The organism is Microbacterium lemovicicum, assembly GCF_003991875.1.
GTDB classification, from domain to species: Bacteria; Actinomycetota; Actinomycetes; order Actinomycetales; family Microbacteriaceae; genus Microbacterium; species Microbacterium lemovicicum.
Map to the genome: position 1 here is coordinate 2422951 of NZ_CP031423.1, position 17576 is coordinate 2440526.

Below are 17576 nucleotides of genomic sequence, written 5' to 3' on the forward strand. Positions count from 1 at the left end.
GCTGTCGCTGCACGGCACGTCCGATGAGACGCTGTGCACGATTTTACCGTCGGCGCAGCACAAGGCGGCCGGGTTGACTGCGGATTCGGCACCGCCCCACCGCCCCACCGAGACGGGACGGTGCCGGGTGGGGCGGACCCCAGATCCGCTGATCCCGCTTCACAGCGTGACATCCGTCGCGGCGGCCCGCCACACCCCGAGGGGTGGCGGCAGTGGGTGCCGATGATGCCCCGGTGCAGCTTTCCGCTTACGAAGATGCGTCTCCGCACACTACGGTGACGGCGTGACGAAGGTGTTGATCGTGGGCGGCGGACCCGCCGGTATGGCTGCAGGGCTGGCGCTGACTCAGGCGGGCGCGGACGTCGAGATCGTGGAAGCGTCAGCGGACTGGCGCCCCGGCGGCATCGGCCTGGCCCTTCAGAGCGCGCCGCAGCGCGCGACCAAGCGCCTCGGCATCCACGGCGAGCTGGTGCGCGTCGGTCGGCGGCACGACGTCATCGACATGTGCACGGCCGACGGCACCCTCATCGCGCAGATGCCCCAGATGAACGTCAACGGCCCGGAGGATCCGCCCCTCCTCGGGATGACGCGGGAGGCGGTCCATGACGTGATGGTGTCGGCTGTCGCGCGCTCCCGCATCCCCGTGCGCCTCGGCACCACCGTCGAGGAGATCGTGAGCGGGGTCGATGATGCCGATGTCGCCCTGTCGGACGGGTCGCATGTCACCGTCGACTACGTCATCGGGGCCGATGGAGCGAACTCGACGCTGCGGCACCGCCTCTTCCCGGACGCCGCGGAGCCGGCCTACGCGGGACAGTCGATCTGGCGCGCCGCCGCCGTCTGCCCGCCGGGGCTCGATCACTACACGATGATGCTCGACGGCCCCCTCCGGCTCGGTCTGGTGCCGCTGCCCGACGGTCGCCTCTACCTCTGGATGCTGGACTCGGGCATCGGCGCGGAACGACCGCCGCGAGAGGACCTGCTGCGGCTCTTCCACGAGCGCCTCGGACGATTCGGAGGCTTCGCTCCGGCAGTGGCCTCCCAACTGACGGACACCGAACAGATCGACTTCCGCGCCCTGACGTGGCTGCTGATGCCACCTCCCTGGCACGCCGGCCGGACGCTGCTGATTGGCGACGCGGTGCACACCACGACGCCGCACATCTCCTACGGGGCAGGGCTGGCCATCGAGGACGCTGTCGCGCTCGGCAAGCTGGCCGCCTCGGGAATGGCATTCCCTGAGATGGCCGAGAAGCTCGCCGCGCGGCGCTTCGAGCGGGCCCGGGCGGTCGTCGAGACGTCGCTGCAGCTCTCCCGATGGGAACAGCCTCCCGGACCTCCCGAGCCCGCCGCGCCCGGACGCCTCATCGGGCAGACGCTGGCCTTCCTCGCCCAGCGGCTCTGACCCGACGGATGCCGGAACGCGGTCGGCCGCAGCATCCGCCCACCTGACGACGTCCGTCGTCATCCCCCGAGGGATGCCGCGACAAGCGTCAGATGAACCCCAGCGGATGCCGCGGCCGCTGGATTAGACGACCGGCTCGGCCGCGGCCGGCTCGTCGTCGACGTGGGCGGCGACGTGCAGGGTCGCGATGCGCCGGCGATCCATCGCGGTCACGTGGATGGTCGCCCCCGGCACCTCGATGCTGTCGCCGACGACGGCGAGGCGTCCGAGCTGCTCCGTGACGAACCCGGCGACCGTGTCGGACGCGCCGCGCGGCAGCGCGAGCCCGGTGGCCTCCTCGAAGTCCTGCAGATTGAGGCGACCGTCGACCTCGCCGCCCCCGGCGATCGCCGCGGCGTCGGTGTCGTACTCGTCGAAGATCTCGCCGACGACCTCCTCCACCAGGTCCTCGAGCGTGACGATGCCGTCCGTGCCGCCGTACTCGTCGATGACGACGGCGATGTGGCTGCCGTCGGCGCGCATCCGCGAGAGCGTGGGCAGCACGCGGGCGGTGGACGGCAGGTACGGGATCGATCGTACGAGACGGCCGAGCGGGCGCTCGGGGTCGACGGCCGCGGCCTCGAACAGGTCGCGGACATGGACGAACCCGATGATGTCATCGATCGACGACTCCGCCACCGGATAGCGGGAGAAGGGCAGGTCGCGCACCTGCTCGATGGCCTCGGCGGCCGTGCCCGACTCGTCGAGGGCGACGACCTCGGGACGCGGCCTCATGACCTCGCTGAGCTGGCGTCCGCGCAGCGACAGCACATCGTCGAGGATGCGGCGCTCCTCGTCGGGGAGTCCCTGCTGGCTGGCGACGATGTCGCGGAACTCCTCTTCGCTGAGCTCGTCGACGGTCTTGTGCGGGTCACCGCCCAGGAGGCGCACGACGGCGTTGGTCGAGATGGACAGCAGCCAGATCACCGGGCGCATGACGATCGCGAAGCCGTTGAGCACGGGCGCCACGGCGTAGGCGAACTGGGCGTTGCGCTGGATCGCCAGGCGCTTGGGCACCAGCTCGCCGAGCACGAGCGACAGGTAGGCGATCACGAGGGTCAGCAGCACCGTCGCGAGCGTGGTCGAGAACGGTGCCTCCACCCCGGCCGCCTCGAGCAGTGGGGCGACGGACGGGGCGATGGAGGCCGCGCCGTACGCCGCCGACGCGAAGCCGGCGACAGTCACACCGATCTGCACGGCCGAGAGGAACGTGTTCGGGTTGCGGGCCAGACCCGCGACCTTTTCGCCGCGCCTGCCCCGGGCGGCCAGCTGGTTCAGCTGGCTCTCACGGAGCGTCACCAGGGCCATCTCGGTCGCGGCGAAGACACCGCCCACGAGGACGAACACCAGCACCAGCACGACGTTCAGCAGCAGATCGCCCATCAGCGCATCTCCCCCGTCGGGGAGGCGTGCAGACCCGGCCGGACCCGGGTGCGGGGACTGTCGCCGTCAGGCGACGGAGCAGCGGAGCCGCGCGACATCAGGAGCGCTTGCGCTGCTCGTCGATCGGGCGCACCGGCTCGGCGCCGGGCTCGACCTGGCCGGTCACCGCTCCCTCACGGGTGGCGGCGGCGCTGACCTCGGGCTCGACCGCCGAGACCTCGGCGGCGGACGCCGTCGGAGCGTTGCGCGTCTTCATGAGGCTCGCGACCGTGGCCACTGCGATGGTGAGGCCGATGAACAGGAGCGAGAACCAGATCGGGATCTCCGGCACCCACAGCAGCGGCTCGCCGCCGTTGATGAACGGCAGCTCGTTGACGTGGAGGGCGTGGAACACGAGCTTGACGCCGATGAAGGCGAGGATGACGGCCAGACCCTGTGCCAGATAGACGAGGCGTTCCAGAAGTCCGCCGATGAGGAAGTACAGCTGGCGGAGACCCATGAGTGCGAAGGCGTTCGCGGTGAAGACGATGTAGGCCTCGTCGGTCAGGCCGTAGATGGCGGGGATGGAGTCCACTGCGAAGATCAGGTCGACGAAGCCGATCGCGATGATCGTCAGCAGCATCGGGGTGACGAAGCGGCGACCGTCCTTCTTCACCGTGAGCTTGTCCTCGTGGTACTCATCGGTGACCGCCAGGTGGCGACGCACGAACTGCATGAACCTGCCGTTCGCCGGGTCGGACTCACCGTGCGAGAAGGCCTGACGGTAGGCCAGGAAGAGCAGCAGCGCGCCGAAGATGTAGAAGATCCACGAGAAGTTCTCGATCAGCGTCGCCCCGACGGCGATGAAGATGCCGCGGAGGATGAGCGCGATGATGATGCCCACCATCAGCACCTTCTGCTGGTAGATCTTGGGCACGGCGAAGCCGGTCATGACGATGAGGAACACGAAGAGGTTGTCGATCGACAGCGCCTTCTCCGTCAGGTAGCCGGCGAAGTACTCACCGCCGAAGGTCCAGCCCGATACCACGCCGATGCCGACGCCGAACAGCAGCGCGAGGCCGATGTAGAACGCCGACCAGCGGGCGGACTCCCCGATCGACGGCTCGTGCGGCGTGCGGACGTGCGCGAAGAACTCGTACACGAAGAACAGGATGGTCACCGCGATGGTGATGATCCAGATGAGTGGGGTGATTTCCACGGAAGACTCCAAGGGGTGGCGTGGCTGACGAGAGTGACGCCAAGGTCTCCTCCATCCTCGAGATGAGGACCGGCGACCCGGGATGCGAGTGCATCCGTATTGACGAGCCGACCGCAGTCGGGAGTACTCCCCTTGGACTTGCGAGACTACCGGATGGCGGAACCCGAAGCTGGGTATTGACAGGGCGTGGGCGCACTCGATAGGCCTATGCGTCCGAATGGATCAGCGGATGCTGCGGCCTCTCACCCCGCGAGGGGGCGGGTCATCGCGAGCTCCTGCCCGTTCGGTCCGGTCACCGTCACCCCGGTGGGCGTGAACCCCAGCCGCCGGTACGCCGCCTGGGCACGGTGGTTGTCGACGTGCACCTCGAGGCCGATCTCGTCGGCGCCGCGCGCCCGGGCCCACTCCCCCGCCGCATCCACCAGCGCATCCAACACACCGGCTCCTCGGTGGTCGGCCGACACGAAGACGCCGACGAGCAGCGCGCCCCGCCCGGAGCGCGCCGCCAGGACGGTCGCCGTGCCGACCCATCGCGCGCCGTCTTCGGCGATGTACTGCGCGGAGTCGTCGCCGAGCGAGCCCGTGATCGCCCGGTCCGTCCAGAACGACTCCGGCCGCGCCTCGGCGGTCTCCCGCGTCTCGTGGAACGCGAGTCCGGCGGCCGGATCGTCGAGCGCCTCCAGGCGCAGGGCGCGCACGCGCTCCGCGTCGGTGGCCAGGATGCGCCGCACCCTCATCGCGCCGGCGTCCCGTCGGAGCCGCCGACCTCCGTCGATGAGAGCAGACGCCCGCCGGCCGCGGCGATCTCGTCGAGCGCGGCGGCGGAGGAGTCCGCGTGCACGCCCGCGACGAGGTCGGTGAGCACCCGCACGGTCCGTCCGGCCGCCAGCGCGTCGAGGGCGGAGGCGCGCACGCAGTAGTCGGTCGCGATGCCGACCACGTCGATGTCGCGGATGAGATGGGCATCGAGGAGGTCCGCGGCCGTCCGCCCGTCGTCGGTCATCCCCTCGAACAGCGAGTAGGCGGGGCGACCCTGCCCCTTCTTGAGGTGGTGGGTGACCGGCGCGGTGTCGAACACCTCGTCGTAGGCCGCGCCCTCGGTGTCCGCGACGCAGTGCACGGGCCAGGTGTCGACGAAGTCGGGCGTCTCGGAGAAGTGCCCGCCGTTGTCGCCGTCGCCGTCGTGCCAGTCCCGCGACGCGACGACGATCTCGTAGTCGGCGGCGTGCGCGGCGACGAACTCCGAGATGCGTGCGGCCGCGGCATCCCCGCCCTCCACACCCAGAGCGCCGCGCTCGGTGAAATCGTTCTGCACGTCGACGATGAAGAGGGCTCGCGTCATACCTCGACAGTACGCCGCGAGCCCTCCGGGTCAGCCGTCGCGGCGGGCGCGCAGCTCCCGACGGGTGCGGGGCGGGCGCGACACGGTCGGCGCATCGACGGTCTCGGGACCCTGCCGCCACAGCTTCGACGGCCACCAGATGGCGCGGCCGATGTCGTAGGCCGCGGCCGGCACGAGCAGCGAGCGCACGATGAAGGTGTCCAGCAGCACGCCGAACGCCACGATGAACGCGAGCTGCGCGAGGAACAGGATCGGGATCACGCCGAGCGCCGCAAAGGTCGCGGCCAGCACCAGGCCCGCCGAGGTGATGACGCCGCCGGTGGCCACGAGACCCCGCAGCAGGCCGGACCGCGTGCCGTGCACGAGCGACTCCTCGCGGACGCGCGACATGAGGAAGATGTTGTAGTCCACCCCGAGCGCCACCAGGAACACGAATCCGTACAGCGGCACGGCGGGGTCCGCCCCGGGGAACCCGAAGGCGAAGTCGAACACCAGCGCGCTCACGCCGAGGGAGGCGCCGAACGACAGGATGACGCTCAGCACCAGCAGCACGGGGGCGAGCACGGCGCGCAGCAGCAGCATGAGGATCAGCAGGATCACCAGGAGCACGATCGGGATGATGAGCGTCCGGTCGCGGATCGACGTGGCGTTGGAGTCGATGTCGGTCGCGGTGACGCCGCCCACCAGGACCGTGCCGGTTCCGAGCGCGTCGTCCATCGACGTGCGCAGCTCGCGCACCGTGTCTTCCGCGGGCACGGAGTCAGCTGCGTCGGTGAGGGTGGCCACGAGGAGCACGTCGCCGGCCGCGACGGTCGGCGCAGGAGCGGCGGTGCCGGGCGGACCGACGGCCGCGAACACCGGCGCGCCGTTCTCGACGGTGACGACGGCCTGTCCCGTGGGGGAATCCCCGGATGCCGCGGCCACCGACTCGACGCCGTCGTTGCCGTCGAGCACGGTCACGGCCTGCGCCACCCGGTCTTCAGGCACGATGACGTACGCGGGGCTGCCCGAGCCGCCGGGGAAGTGCTCGGCGAGCGCGACCTGCCCGTCGCGCGCCTCGGAAGCGCCGAGCACCAGGTCGCTCGTCGGAACGCCGTCGGCCTTGAGCTGGAGGACTCCCGCCGCGGCCGCGAGGAGCACGACGGTGCACACGATCCACACCGGGCGGGCGTGGCGCGCCACGAACCGCGCCTGACGCGGCCAGATGCCGGTCACCGGCTGGGTCAGGTCGTCGGGGATGCCGGCGACGGCCCGCTTCGGGGTGAACGGCCAGAACGCGGCGCGGCCGAACAGGGCGAGGAGCGCGGGCAGGAAGGTGAGCGCAGAGAGCACGGCGAAGACGATGCCGATGGAGGCGATCGGACCGAGGGCGCGGTTCGTCGCGAGGTCGGACAGCAGGAGGCAGAGGAGGCCCGCGATCACCGTGCCGCCCGAGGCGATGATCGGCTCGAACGCTCCGCGCCAGGCCCGGGTCGTGGCATCCCACCTCCTCTCGCCCTCGCCGATCGCCTCTCGGAAGCGGGCGACGTAGAGCAGCGCATAGTCGGTGGCGGCACCGATCACGAGGATGAACAGGATGCCCTGCACCTGGCCGTTGAGGACGAAGATGCCGGCTTTGGCCAGCCACCAGACCGTCAGGAGCGCCACGCAGAGCGCGAAGACCGAGGTCAGCAGCACGAGGATCGGCAGCAGCGGCGAGCGGTAGACGATCACGAGGATCACGAAGACAGCGCCGAGGGCGACGCCGAGCAGGAGGCCGTCGATGCCGAGGAAGCCTTTGACGAGGTCGGCGGTGAAGCCCGCGGGGCCCGTCACCCATGCCTGCAGCCCGTCGGGCAGAGCGGCCTGGACCGCCGTCCGCACCGCCTCGACACTGTCGCGGACCTCCCCCGACGCGTCGATCGGCACGAAGATCTGCGCCGCCTCGCCGTCGTCGGAGACGATGGGCGGCGAGACGCCGTCCTGCACGCCCTCGACACCGCCGATGGTCTCGGCGAGCGACTGGATGTCGGCGATCTGCGTCTCGGAGAGCGCACCGTCACCGGTCACGACCACCACGGCGGGGATGCTCTCGTCGCCGAGGAACTCCGGGAGACGCTCACTCACCTGGGTCGCATCCGCGCTCTGCGGGAGAAAGCTCGACTGATCGTTCGAGGAGACCTCGTCGACCTTTCCGAAGTACGGTCCGCCGATCGATCCGCCGATGAGCCAGATCAGGACGAGGAGCGCGGGGATGCCGACGCGCAGCCAGCGTGACGGCGAGACGGACGCGCGGGTGCGCCGGGTCGGAGGCGGAGTCATTTCGCTAGCTTATCTAGCGAAGGCTCCTCTGCGCCACCGATGACCCATCCTGCCGCGCCCCTGGATGGTGGCGGTGCGGGGCGGCGGTGGGCTGCGACGAGGGTCAGCCGCGCACGAACAGCAGGATCCACGAGGTGATGAGGGCCACCACGCCGACGCCGATCAGTCCCAGCGACAGGAGCTTGGCGGCCCGCACCGCCGGGGAGCCGGGCGTCGTGCGCATCCGGTTCATCCAGCCGCGGCGGGCGTAGACCTCGACCATGTCGCGGCCGCCGAGGGCGGCGTGGTCATGTGCGCTCAGCGGAGCCTCGTTGACGCCGCCGTCCTCGCCGAACCACCGCGCGAGCACGCCGTGCTCGCCCTCTTCGACGACCGCCTGCACGCGCACCCACGTGCCGTCGAGCAGGAAAAGCACCAGGGCGACGCCGGCGATCAGGGCGCCGAGTCCGAAGCCCGTCCACGCGAAGATCTCCACGACGGCATCGAGCGTCGAGTCCATGGGCCCGCCGTTCCGGACGAGTACGACGAAGGCCCGCCGCAGCGGGCCCGAATCATCCGAGCCACCTAAGGGAATCGAACCCTTGACCTATTCATTACGAGTGAATCGCTCTGCCGACTGAGCTAAGGTGGCGCGCCTCGCTCACGCGATGCACGATCCACAATCCTACCCTGTCGCCACGGCCCTCGCGAACCGCGGTCGGAGGCGGGTTCGGCCGCGTGTCGACGTGTTACGGCCGATTCCGCGGACGCGCAACCGGCACGTAGCGTCGTCACGGTTCCGCGGCGAGGCGAGTGCGGCGCCCCGGTCGCGCTTGCGGTCGACACCGCAGTCGCGGACGTCGATCCGAGGAGTTCCCCTATGTCCAAGTCCAGAAGACTCATCACCGCAGCGGCTCTCGCCATCCCCGTCGCCCTCCTGCTCAGCGCCTGCGCGGGCGGCTCCGACTCCGCCGGCTCCGACGGCTCCTCCTCCGCGCCGGTGCGCATCGGCGTCGTCGGCGCGGGCGACCCCTACTGGGAGACCTACACGGAGGCCGCAGCCGCCGAAGGCATCTCGGTCGACATCGTCGATTTCACCGAGTACACGCAGCCCAACCCGGCTCTGTCGGCCGGCGAGCTGGACCTCAACCAGTTCCAGCACATCGTGTACCTCGCCACCTACAACGTCGCCTCCGACGACGACCTGCAGCCCGTCGGCGCGACGGCGATCTACCCGCTCGCGCTCTACTCGACGCAGTACGACGACGTCGCCGACATCCCCGCGGGCTCGACCGTGGTCGTCCCCGACGACGACAGCAACCAGGCCCGCGGTCTGCTCGTGCTCCAGTCGGCCGGTCTCATCGAGCTCGCCGACGGCGGCTCGATCTTCTCGACGGTGGCCGACGTGCAGCCCGACTCGAAGGTGAAGGTCGAGGCTCTGGATGCCGCGCTGACGGCGACCTCGCTGCCCGACGTCGCCGCGGCGATCATCAACAACGACTTCGTCGCAGACGCGAACCTCACCTTCGACGACGCGATCGCGAAGGACGACCCGTCGGACCCGAACGCGGTGCCGTACGTGAACATCTTCGCCGCCAAGGCTGCGGATGCCGACAACCCGACGTACAAGAAGCTCGTCGAGATCTACCAGAACACGCAGGGCGTGCTCGACGGCGCCCAGGAGGCCGCAGGCGGGACGGCGGTGTTCGTCACGACGCCGGTCGCCGACCTCCAGAAGGCGCTGATTGACGTCGAGGACGACATCCGCGCCAACCAGTAGGAGCCCACCGCCGACGGCCCGCTCCGGCGGGCCGTCGGTGCGTCATCCCGAGGAGATGCACCCATGACCCTGATCCGACTGCGCGGCGTCACCAAGACGTACCCGCCCGCCCGGAAGGGCGCCGAGCCCGTCATCGCCGTCGACGACGTCGATCTGGACGTCGCCGCCGGCGAGGTCTGCGGCATCGTCGGCTACTCCGGCGCCGGCAAGAGCACCGTGCTGCGGCTCGTCAACGCGCTCGAGAAGCCGACCTCGGGGAGCGTCGAGGTCGACGGCGCCGACATCACCCGCTTCGGCGAGCGCGAGCTGCGCGCCCTCCGCGGCGACATCGGCATGATCTTCCAGCAGTTCGACCTCTTCGACTCGCGGACCGTCGCCGGCAACGTGGCGTACCCGCTCGAGGTCGCCCGTCGTCCGAAGGGCGAGATCACGGCGCGCGTCGCCGAGCTCCTCGAGTTCGTCGGCCTCTCCGGCAAGGCGGGGAGCCATCCCGAGCAGCTCTCCGGCGGGCAGAAGCAGCGCGTCGGCATCGCACGGGCGCTGGCGACGAACCCGCGCATCCTGCTCGCCGACGAGGCGACGAGCGCGCTCGATCCTGACACCACGGCGGAGGTCCTCGCGCTGCTGCGCCGGGTCAACCGCGAGCTGGGTGTGACGATCCTCGTCATCACGCACGAGATGGACGTCGTGCGCTCCATCGCCGACCGCGTGATCGTCATGGACGGCGGGCGCATCATCGAGCAAGGCGCGGTCTTCGACATCCTCTCCGCCCCGGCGCAGACGGCGACTCGCCGCTTCGTGTCGAGCATCGTCGAGGACGTGCCGCGCGGCGAGCAGTGGCAGGCGCTCCGGGCGCGGCATCCCGGTCGGATCGTCACGTTCACCGTGCGCGACGGCGATGTCACCCAGGCCGACGTCTTCGCCGCGCTGTCGGCGGAGGGCGTGCGCTTCGAGCTGATCCACGGCGGCATCAACGACATCCGCGGGCGGGTCTTCGGACACCTCACGCTCGCGCTCACCGGCGATCCCGCGGCTCTCGACCGCGCGGTGGCCGCCGCCGGCGCCGTCGCGCCGCTCATCGAGGAGGACGCCCGTGGATAGGCTCATCGAGCTTCTGCCCCAGCTCTGGTCGGCGACGGCCGAGACGCTGCTGATGGTGACGCTCAGCCTCGTGTTCGGCGGCATCGCGGGGCTGCTCGTCGGCCTCGCCCTCTATGCGACCCGCGCCGGCAGCCTGTTCCCGCAGCGCATCGCGTTCACCGTGCTGAACGTGCTGGTCAACACGTTCCGTCCGATCCCGTTCATCATCCTGCTCGCCGCCGTGCAGCCCCTCGCTCGCGGGCTCGGCATCCGCGGCATCGGCATCGAGTTCGGCATCTTCGCCATCTCCCTGGCGTCGATGTTCGCGATCGGCCGCGTCGTGGAACAGAACCTGCTGACCGTGCGGCCCGGTGTCATCGAGGCCGCACGCGCGGCAGGGGCGAGCCGTTCGCGCATCCTCTTCCGGCTCGTGCCGCGTGAGGCGCTGGGCCCACTCATCCTCGGCTACACGTTCATCGTCGTCGCGCTCGTCGACATGACGGCCATGGCCGGCGTCGTGGCGGCCGGCGGGCTCGGTCAGTTCGCGATCGTCAACGGCTTCCGCCAGTTCAACCCCGCGGTGACGTGGGCGGCGGTGCTCGTCATCGTCGTGATCGTGCAGGCGGTGCAGTTCTTCGGCAACTCGCTGGCACGCAAGGTGCTCCGGCGCTGAGCCGAGACCGAGCGAGAGGAGGGGATGCTGCAGCCGCAGCATCCCCTCCTCTCACTCGCAGCGCAGTCCGTCGTCGGGGACGGTTCCCGCGGTGAGGTAGGCGATCACGGCGTCGTCGACGCAGGCGTTGCCCTTGTTGAAGCCGGTGTGCCCCTCCCCCACGCGGGTGATGAGCACGCCGGAGGACAGCTGATCCGCGAGCGAGACCGACCACTCGTAGGGTGTCGCCGGGTCGTTGGTCGTGCCCACCACGACGATCGGAGCAGCACCCTCGGCCGCGATCGGCTCGCGCACACCGGTGGGCGGGTACGGCCAGACGGCACAGGCGTCGCCGCCCTGCCAGTAGGGCGCGATGGTGGGGGCTTCAGCTGCCAGGCGCGCGTCGGCGGCGTCCTTCTGCTCCTGCGTGGCGTCGTCGGGGTAGTCCATGCAGTTGTACGCGCTGAACGCCTCGGTGGAGTTGTCGTCGTACGACCCGTTCGAGCGGCCGTAGTAGAAGTCGGCCAGCTGGAAGGCGACCTCCGGGTCGCCCTGCAGTGCGCCGGACAGCGCCTGCGAGAGGTAGGGCCAGCTGTCCTGCGAGTACAGCGCGGCGATGATCGCCGTGAGCAGTGAGCTCGAGCCCAGCTGCCGTCCGTCGGATGCGGGCAGCGGCGTGCGGTCGACAGCGGCGAGCAGCGTGCCGAGGTCGGCCATGCCGTCGTCGACCGTGCCGCGGAACGGGCAGTCGCTGCCGGCGATGCAGTCGGCCATGTAGGCGCGGAGTGCGGATTCGAAGCCCACGCCCTGCGTGATGCCGACGTCGAGACCCGAGACCGAGGGGTCGATCGCGCCGTCCAGGACGAGCCTGCCGACCTTCTCGGGGAAGAGCTTGGCGTAGGTGGCGCCGAGGAACGTGCCGTACGAGTAGCCGAGGTAGGTGAGCGTCTTGTCGCCGAGCACGCCGCGGAGGAGGTCCATGTCGCGGGCGGCCGCGTCGGTGGTGATGTACGGCAGGATGCCGTTGCTGTTCGCCTCGCATGCGTCGGCGAACGTCGTGCTGGCGGTCTGCAGCTCGGCGGTCCAGGCGTCGGATCCGCGGGGGGCCGAGGGGATGTCGAACAGGTACGCGTCCATCCCCGCCGGATCCAGGCAGGTCACCGCGGTGGATTCGCCGACTCCGCGGGGGTCGAAGCCGATGACGTCGAAGTCGGAGGACAGCTCGTCGCCGACGGCGAAGGAGAGCGAGTCGCGCACGAGCGCCACCCCGCTCGCGCCGGGACCGCCGGGGTTGGTCAGCAGCGAGCCGATCGCCGTGCCGCTCTCTGCGCGGTGGCGGATGACCGAGAGGTCGACGTCGCCCTTCGACGGGTCGGACCAGTCGAGCGGCGCGCGCACCGTCGTGCAGTCGAAGCCAGATCCGCCGCAGGACTCCCACGACAGCGTCTGCCCGTAGTACGGCAGCAACTCTGTCGACACGCCCTCGGTGTCGGGAGCGGCGCTGGCGGTGGACGTCGGACCGGCCTCGGGGATCATCGAGTACAGGCAGCCTGACAGGACGACGGATGCCGCCGCCAGCCCCGCGACGAGCGAGATGAGCCGCCGCGCTCGGCGCGGGCGCGGGGTGACGGTGGGGTTGTTCATCCTCAGGGGGTCCTCCCGGTGGCGACGGTCACGAGCATGCTCTCCAGAGCCAGGACCGGAGCGACGTTCTGCTCCAGGTTGCGCCGCGTGTCGGCGATCTGATCGAGGACGACCATCGTGCGACGCGGGTCCCAGGCCGCGGCCACCGACCTGAGCTCGGACTCGAGCTCGCGGTTGATCAGGTCGTCGGCGCGCCCGAACTGCAGCAGGACGACGTCGCGGAACAGCGACTGGAGGTCGGTGAGCACCCGGTCGATGCCGTCGCGGAGGCTGCGCGTCGCGCGGCGCTTCTGCTCATCCTCGAGGGCGGAGATCTGCGAGCGCACAGCGGGCGGCACGGCCGCTCCCGGGGCGACGCCCACGGTGCGCAGCAGACTGGACCGCTCCGCCTCGTCGCGCTCCGCGGTGAGGGCCTTCGCGTCCTCGGTCGCCGCCTGGACGATGCGCCCGGCGACGTCGACGGCGCCGCTCACACCGCGCACCTGCAGCACGCCACGGAGGGTGTCATCCCGTCGGCCGCGGGCCGCGGCATCCGTCGCCAGTCTCTGCGCCATGCCGATGTGACGCTGCGCGTGCCGTGCGGACTGCTCGGCGGTGGCGTGGTCGACGCCCGTGCGCTGCTCGATGAGGCGCGCGACGTCCTCGACGTCGGGCTCGCGCAGGCGCAGCACCCGCACGCGCGAGCGGATGGTCGGCAGCAGGTCGGCCTCGCTGGGGGCGCAGAGGATCCACACGGTGCGCTCCGGCGGCTCCTCGAGGGCCTTGAGCAGCACGTTGGACGTGCGCTCGACCATGCGATCGGCGTCTTCCATCACGATCACGCGGTAGCGCCCCAGCGACGGGGAGAAGTAGGAGCGCTCGACGAGCGAGCGGGCGTCCTTGATGGTGATGATGACGCCCTCGGTGCGCAGCGCGGTGAGGTCGGGATGCGTGCCCGCGAGCACCTGCCGCATCGCCGCCTCGTCGCCGGGCTCGGCGATCAGCGAGGCGGCGAAGGCGTGGGCCAGCGTCGATCGACCGGAGCCGGGCGGGCCGGTGATGAGCCACGCGTGGGTCATGCCGGCCTGATCGGATGCCGCGGCCGCCAGCGTGCGGACCGCGTCGTCCTGACCCCACACGTCGTCCCACGGGAACGCGACGTGGCGTTCGACCGCAGGGGCGGCGGCGGGGGCGTCCATGGTCACCAGCCTAACCGCGGCCCCGGACGGCCCCGCCGGTTCAGGTTGAGCCTGTGAGCGGGTCCCGGCCGTCGAACGGGTACCGCCTGCGAGCGGATACAGCCGTTGAGCGGGCGCGGCGAGTCGGAACGCCCTCAGTCGGCCGACGTCGGCACGATCCGTCTGGTCGCCGGCGCTCCTCGCCCCATAATCAGGACTGCCCATCGAGCACTACGGTCGGAACGCGACACGGGTCAGGCGTCGAGAGCTCCGGAGACGCGATCGCGCACGGCGGCGGCGAGGTCGTCGATCGGACGTGCGGCGTCGAGCACCAGGAAGCGGTCCGGCTCCGCGGCGGCGAGGGCCAGGAACTCCGACCGCACCCGCTCGTGGAACGCGCTCTGCTCCGACTCGAGCCGGTCGAAGGGCTTGTCGTCCGCGTCCAGGCGGCCGCGGGCGACGGACTGGTCGACGTCCAGGAGCACCGTCACGTCGGGGAGCAGCCCGCCGGTGGCCCAGAGGGAGAGGTCGCGCACCTCCGCCGAGCCCAGCACCCGTCCGGCGCCCTGGTAGGCGACCGACGAGTCGAGGTAGCGGTCCTGGATCACGACGTCGCCGCGCTCCAGCGCCGGCCGGACGACGGTCTCCACATGATGGGCGCGGTCGGCGGCGTACAGCAGCGCCTCCGCGCGCGGTGCGATCTCGCCGCGGTGGTGCAGCACGATGTCGCGCACGAGCACCCCCACGTCGGTCCCGCCGGGCTCGCGGGTGCGCACGACGGTGCGTCCGGCATCCGTCAGCCATGCCTCGAGGAGCGCGGCCTGGGTCGTCTTGCCCGCGCCGTCGCCGCCCTCGAGCGTGATGAACAGTCCTCGCCCGGCGTTCGTCGGGCGACCGCCGGAGGCGGCCTGAGTCACGAGGACTTCTTCGCCGGAGCCTTGCGCGCCGCGGGCTTGCGCGTCGTCGCACGCTTGGGCGCCGGGCCCTTGGCGCGCTTGTCGGCAAGCATCTGCACCGCGATCTCGTAGGTGATGTCGGCGGGCATCTGACCGCGCGGGATCGTGACGTTCGTCTCGCCGTCGGTCACGTAGGCGCCGAAGCGGCCGTCGCGGATGCGGATGGGCTTGCCGCTCACCGGATCCGCCTCGAATTCCGCGAGCGCGCTCGACGCACGGCGGGCGCCGTACTTCGGCTGCGCGTAGATCTCGAGGGCGGCGGGCAGCTCGATGTCGAGCAGCTGCTGCTCGCTGTCGAGCGTGCGCGAATCGGTGCCCTTCTTCAGATACGGACCGTACCGTCCGTTCTGAGCGGTGATCGTCTCGCCGGACTCCGGGTCGACGCCCACCTCGCGCGGGAGCGACAGCAGCTGCACCGCGGTCTCGAGGTCGACGGTGTCGACGGTCATCGACTTGAACAGCGACGCGGTGCGGGGCTTGGGCGCAGCATCCTTTTTCGCCGCCGCCTTGGTGCCCTTCGCCGCGCGCTTCTTCGGCGGCTCGGGAGCGGCCTCGAGCACTTCGCCCGTCGCCTCGTCGACCGTTCCGGGCTCCTCCGGCTCGAGCTCCTGCACGTAGGGGCCGTAGCGGCCGTCCTTGACGACGATGAGCTTGCCCGACTCCGGGTGGGTGCCCAGCACGCGGTCGCCCGCGACGGGTGCATCGACCAGCTCCTGCGCCTTCGCGGGCGTCAGCTCGTCGGGCGCGAGGTCTTCGGGGATGTTGACGATCCGCGGCTTGGCCTCCGGCGCCTCCGGGTCGATGACCTCGAGGTACGGGCCGTAGCGGCCGATGCGGAGGGTCGCGGTGTCGGTGATCGGGCGGGAGTTGAGCTCCCGCGCGTCGATCTCGCCCAGGTTCTCCACGACGTTCCGCAGTCCGACGTGACCCTCCGAGCCGAAGTAGAACTCGGTGAGCCATTCGACGCGACGCTGCTCGCCGCGGGCGATGGCATCGAGGTCGTCTTCCATCGCGGCCGTGAAGTCGTAGTCGATGAGATCGGGGAAGTGCTCCTCGAGCAGCCGGACGACGCTGAAGGCGAGCCAGCTGGGGACGAGCGCCTGGCCCCGCTTGGAGACATAGGTGCGCGCGATGATCGTGTCGATGATGCTCGCGAACGTGGAGGGACGGCCGATACCGCGCTCCTCGAGAGCCTTGACCAGCGACGCCTCTGTGTAGCGGGGCTTCGGGTTGGTCGCGTGACCCTTCGCCTCGACGTCGTGCAGGCGCAGCGTGTCGCCGACGGCGAGCTGCGGCAGCGACTGGTCGTCGGCCTTGTCGGCGTCGCCGCGCTTCTCGTCGGAGCCCTCCTCGTAGGCCTCGAGGAAGCCCTTGAAGGTGTAGACCGTGCCGGAGGCGGTGAACTCGGCGATGCGGTCGACCGCCTTCACCTCGAGCGTGACCGTCGTGGTCTCGTACTTGGCGTCGGACATCTGGCTGGCGACGGTGCGCTTCCAGATCAGGTCGTACAGTCGCTGCTCGTCGCGGTCGAGCTGACCGGAGATCGAGGACGGCGTGCGGAAGTGCTCGCCCGACGGACGGATGGCCTCGTGGGCCTCCTGCGCGTTCTTGCTCTTGCTCTTGTAGAGGCGGGGCTGCAGCGGCACCGCGTCCTTGCCGTAGAGCTGGACGGCCTGCTCGCGCGCCGCGCCGATCGCCTGCGCCGACAGCGACTGCGAGTCGGTGCGCATATAGGTGATGAAGCCCTTCTCGTAGAGACGCTGGGCGACGCTCATCGCGTGCTTCGCGCTCATGGAGAGCTTGCGGCCGGCCTCCTGCTGGAGCGTGGAGGTGGTGAAGGGAGCGTACGGACGACGGGTGCCCGGCTTGGACTCGAGGGAGGAGACGGATGCTTCGCCCGCCGCCGTCACCTGGGTGGCGAGTTCGGCGGCCTGGGCCTCGTCGAGGACGACGACGGCCTTCTTGAGCGAACCGGTGTCGTCGAAGTCGGAGCCGCGGGCGATCTGCGCGCCGGCGAGACGCGACAGCTTGACGCCGAAGGAGTCGGACGTCTTCGACGCCTGCGCCTCGACGTCCCAGTAGGACGCGGACACGAACGCCATGCGCTCGCGCTCACGATCGACCACGAGGCGGATGGCGGCGGACTGCACACGACCGGCAGACGTGCCCTGCTGGACCTTCATCCAGAGCACGGGCGAGACGTCCCACCCGTAGAGGCGGTCGAGGATGCGGCGGGTCTCCTGCGCGTCGACGAGGTCGAGGTCGAGCTCGCGCGTGTTGTCGACGGCCGCACGGATCGCATCCTGGGTGATCTCGTGGAACACCATGCGCTTGACGGGGACCTTCGGCTTCAGCGCCTCGAGGAGGTGCCACGCGATGGCCTCGCCCTCGCGGTCCTCATCTGTGGCGAGCAGGAGCTCGTCGGCGCCGCGGAGGGCGCGCTTCAGCTCGGCGACGGTCTTCTTGCCGCGCTCGGACTCCACGTAATAAGGAGCGAACTCGTTCTCGATGTCGATCGAGTACTTGCCGATGGACGTCTTCTTCAGCTCGGCGGGGATGTCGCGGCGGTCGGCGAGGTCGCGGATGTGGCCGACCGAGCTCAGCACCTCGTACCCGTCGCCGAGGTAGCCCTGAATGGACTTCATCTTGGTCGGCGACTC

General features: G+C 70.5%; 14 protein-coding genes and 1 tRNA gene. 4 read left to right on the plus strand and 11 right to left on the minus strand.

Annotated features, from left to right (window positions below):
- Positions 1 to 283: 283 nt before the first annotated feature.
- On the plus strand, positions 284 to 1405 hold the full coding sequence (locus tag CVS47_RS11410) for an FAD-dependent monooxygenase (protein ID WP_127096191.1): 1122 nt from the start codon (positions 284 to 286) through the stop codon (positions 1403 to 1405).
- A gap of 123 nt (positions 1406 to 1528) precedes the next feature.
- Here the strand turns inward: CVS47_RS11410 and CVS47_RS11415 are convergent, their stop codons facing one another.
- The 7 genes from CVS47_RS11415 to CVS47_RS11445 all read right to left on the minus strand — a co-directional run bounded on the left by CVS47_RS11415 (position 1529) and on the right by CVS47_RS11445 (position 8299).
- Positions 1529 to 2827, minus strand: coding sequence for a hemolysin family protein (locus CVS47_RS11415; RefSeq protein ID WP_127096192.1), 1299 nt, complete (start codon positions 2825 to 2827; stop codon positions 1529 to 1531).
- Between the two features lie 97 nt (positions 2828 to 2924).
- Entirely contained in the window at positions 2925 to 4025 is a 1101-nt protein-coding gene (locus CVS47_RS11420; RefSeq protein WP_127096193.1) for a TerC family protein, read from the minus strand.
- A 242-nt stretch (positions 4026 to 4267) separates the two neighbouring features.
- Positions 4268 to 4762: a GNAT family N-acetyltransferase gene (locus CVS47_RS11425; RefSeq protein WP_127096194.1), complete on the minus strand. Its 495-nt coding sequence runs from the start codon at positions 4760 to 4762 to the stop codon at positions 4268 to 4270.
- Positions 4759 to 5367: an isochorismatase family protein gene (locus CVS47_RS11430; protein WP_127096195.1), complete on the minus strand. Its 609-nt coding sequence runs from the start codon at positions 5365 to 5367 to the stop codon at positions 4759 to 4761. Before CVS47_RS11430 ends, CVS47_RS11425 begins: the two co-directional genes overlap by 4 nt.
- A 30-nt stretch (positions 5368 to 5397) precedes the next feature.
- Entirely contained in the window at positions 5398 to 7668 is a 2271-nt protein-coding gene (locus tag CVS47_RS11435; RefSeq protein WP_127096196.1) for an MMPL family transporter, read from the minus strand.
- A gap of 103 nt (positions 7669 to 7771) precedes the next feature.
- Complete coding sequence (locus CVS47_RS11440; protein WP_127096197.1) at positions 7772 to 8167, minus strand: hypothetical protein; 396 nt, start codon at positions 8165 to 8167, stop codon at positions 7772 to 7774.
- 59 nt (positions 8168 to 8226) lie between these two features.
- Positions 8227 to 8299, minus strand: a tRNA-Thr gene (locus CVS47_RS11445).
- A gap of 228 nt (positions 8300 to 8527) precedes the next feature.
- Here CVS47_RS11445 and CVS47_RS11450 point away from each other — a divergent pair.
- From CVS47_RS11450 to CVS47_RS11460, 3 genes are all read left to right on the plus strand, one after another.
- Positions 8528 to 9427 (plus strand): MetQ/NlpA family ABC transporter substrate-binding protein, encoded by a 900-nt coding sequence (locus CVS47_RS11450; protein ID WP_127096198.1) that lies wholly within the window; start codon positions 8528 to 8530, stop codon positions 9425 to 9427.
- A 63-nt stretch (positions 9428 to 9490) separates the two neighbouring features.
- A complete protein-coding gene (locus CVS47_RS11455) occupies positions 9491 to 10528 on the plus strand; it encodes a methionine ABC transporter ATP-binding protein (protein WP_127096199.1) in 1038 nt (345 codons plus the stop codon).
- Positions 10521 to 11180 (plus strand): methionine ABC transporter permease, encoded by a 660-nt coding sequence (locus CVS47_RS11460; protein WP_206502617.1) that lies wholly within the window; start codon positions 10521 to 10523, stop codon positions 11178 to 11180. The genes CVS47_RS11455 and CVS47_RS11460 overlap by 8 nt, the downstream gene beginning before the upstream one ends.
- A 51-nt stretch (positions 11181 to 11231) precedes the next feature.
- Here the strand turns inward: CVS47_RS11460 and CVS47_RS11465 are convergent, their stop codons facing one another.
- From CVS47_RS11465 to topA, 4 genes are all read right to left on the minus strand, one after another.
- Complete coding sequence (locus tag CVS47_RS11465) at positions 11232 to 12803, minus strand: alpha/beta hydrolase (RefSeq protein WP_127096200.1); 1572 nt, start codon at positions 12801 to 12803, stop codon at positions 11232 to 11234.
- 2 nt (positions 12804 to 12805) lie between these two features.
- Positions 12806 to 13981, minus strand: a complete 1176-nt coding sequence (locus CVS47_RS11470; RefSeq protein WP_127096201.1) for a DNA polymerase III subunit delta' — start codon at positions 13979 to 13981, stop codon at positions 12806 to 12808.
- Between the two features lie 233 nt (positions 13982 to 14214).
- Positions 14215 to 14877, minus strand: coding sequence for a dTMP kinase (tmk, locus tag CVS47_RS11475; protein ID WP_127096202.1), 663 nt, complete (start codon positions 14875 to 14877; stop codon positions 14215 to 14217).
- Positions 14874 to 17561, minus strand: coding sequence for a type I DNA topoisomerase (gene topA / locus CVS47_RS11480; protein ID WP_241240350.1), 2688 nt, complete (start codon positions 17559 to 17561; stop codon positions 14874 to 14876). Before topA ends, tmk begins: the two co-directional genes overlap by 4 nt.
- Positions 17562 to 17576 lie beyond the last annotated feature (15 nt).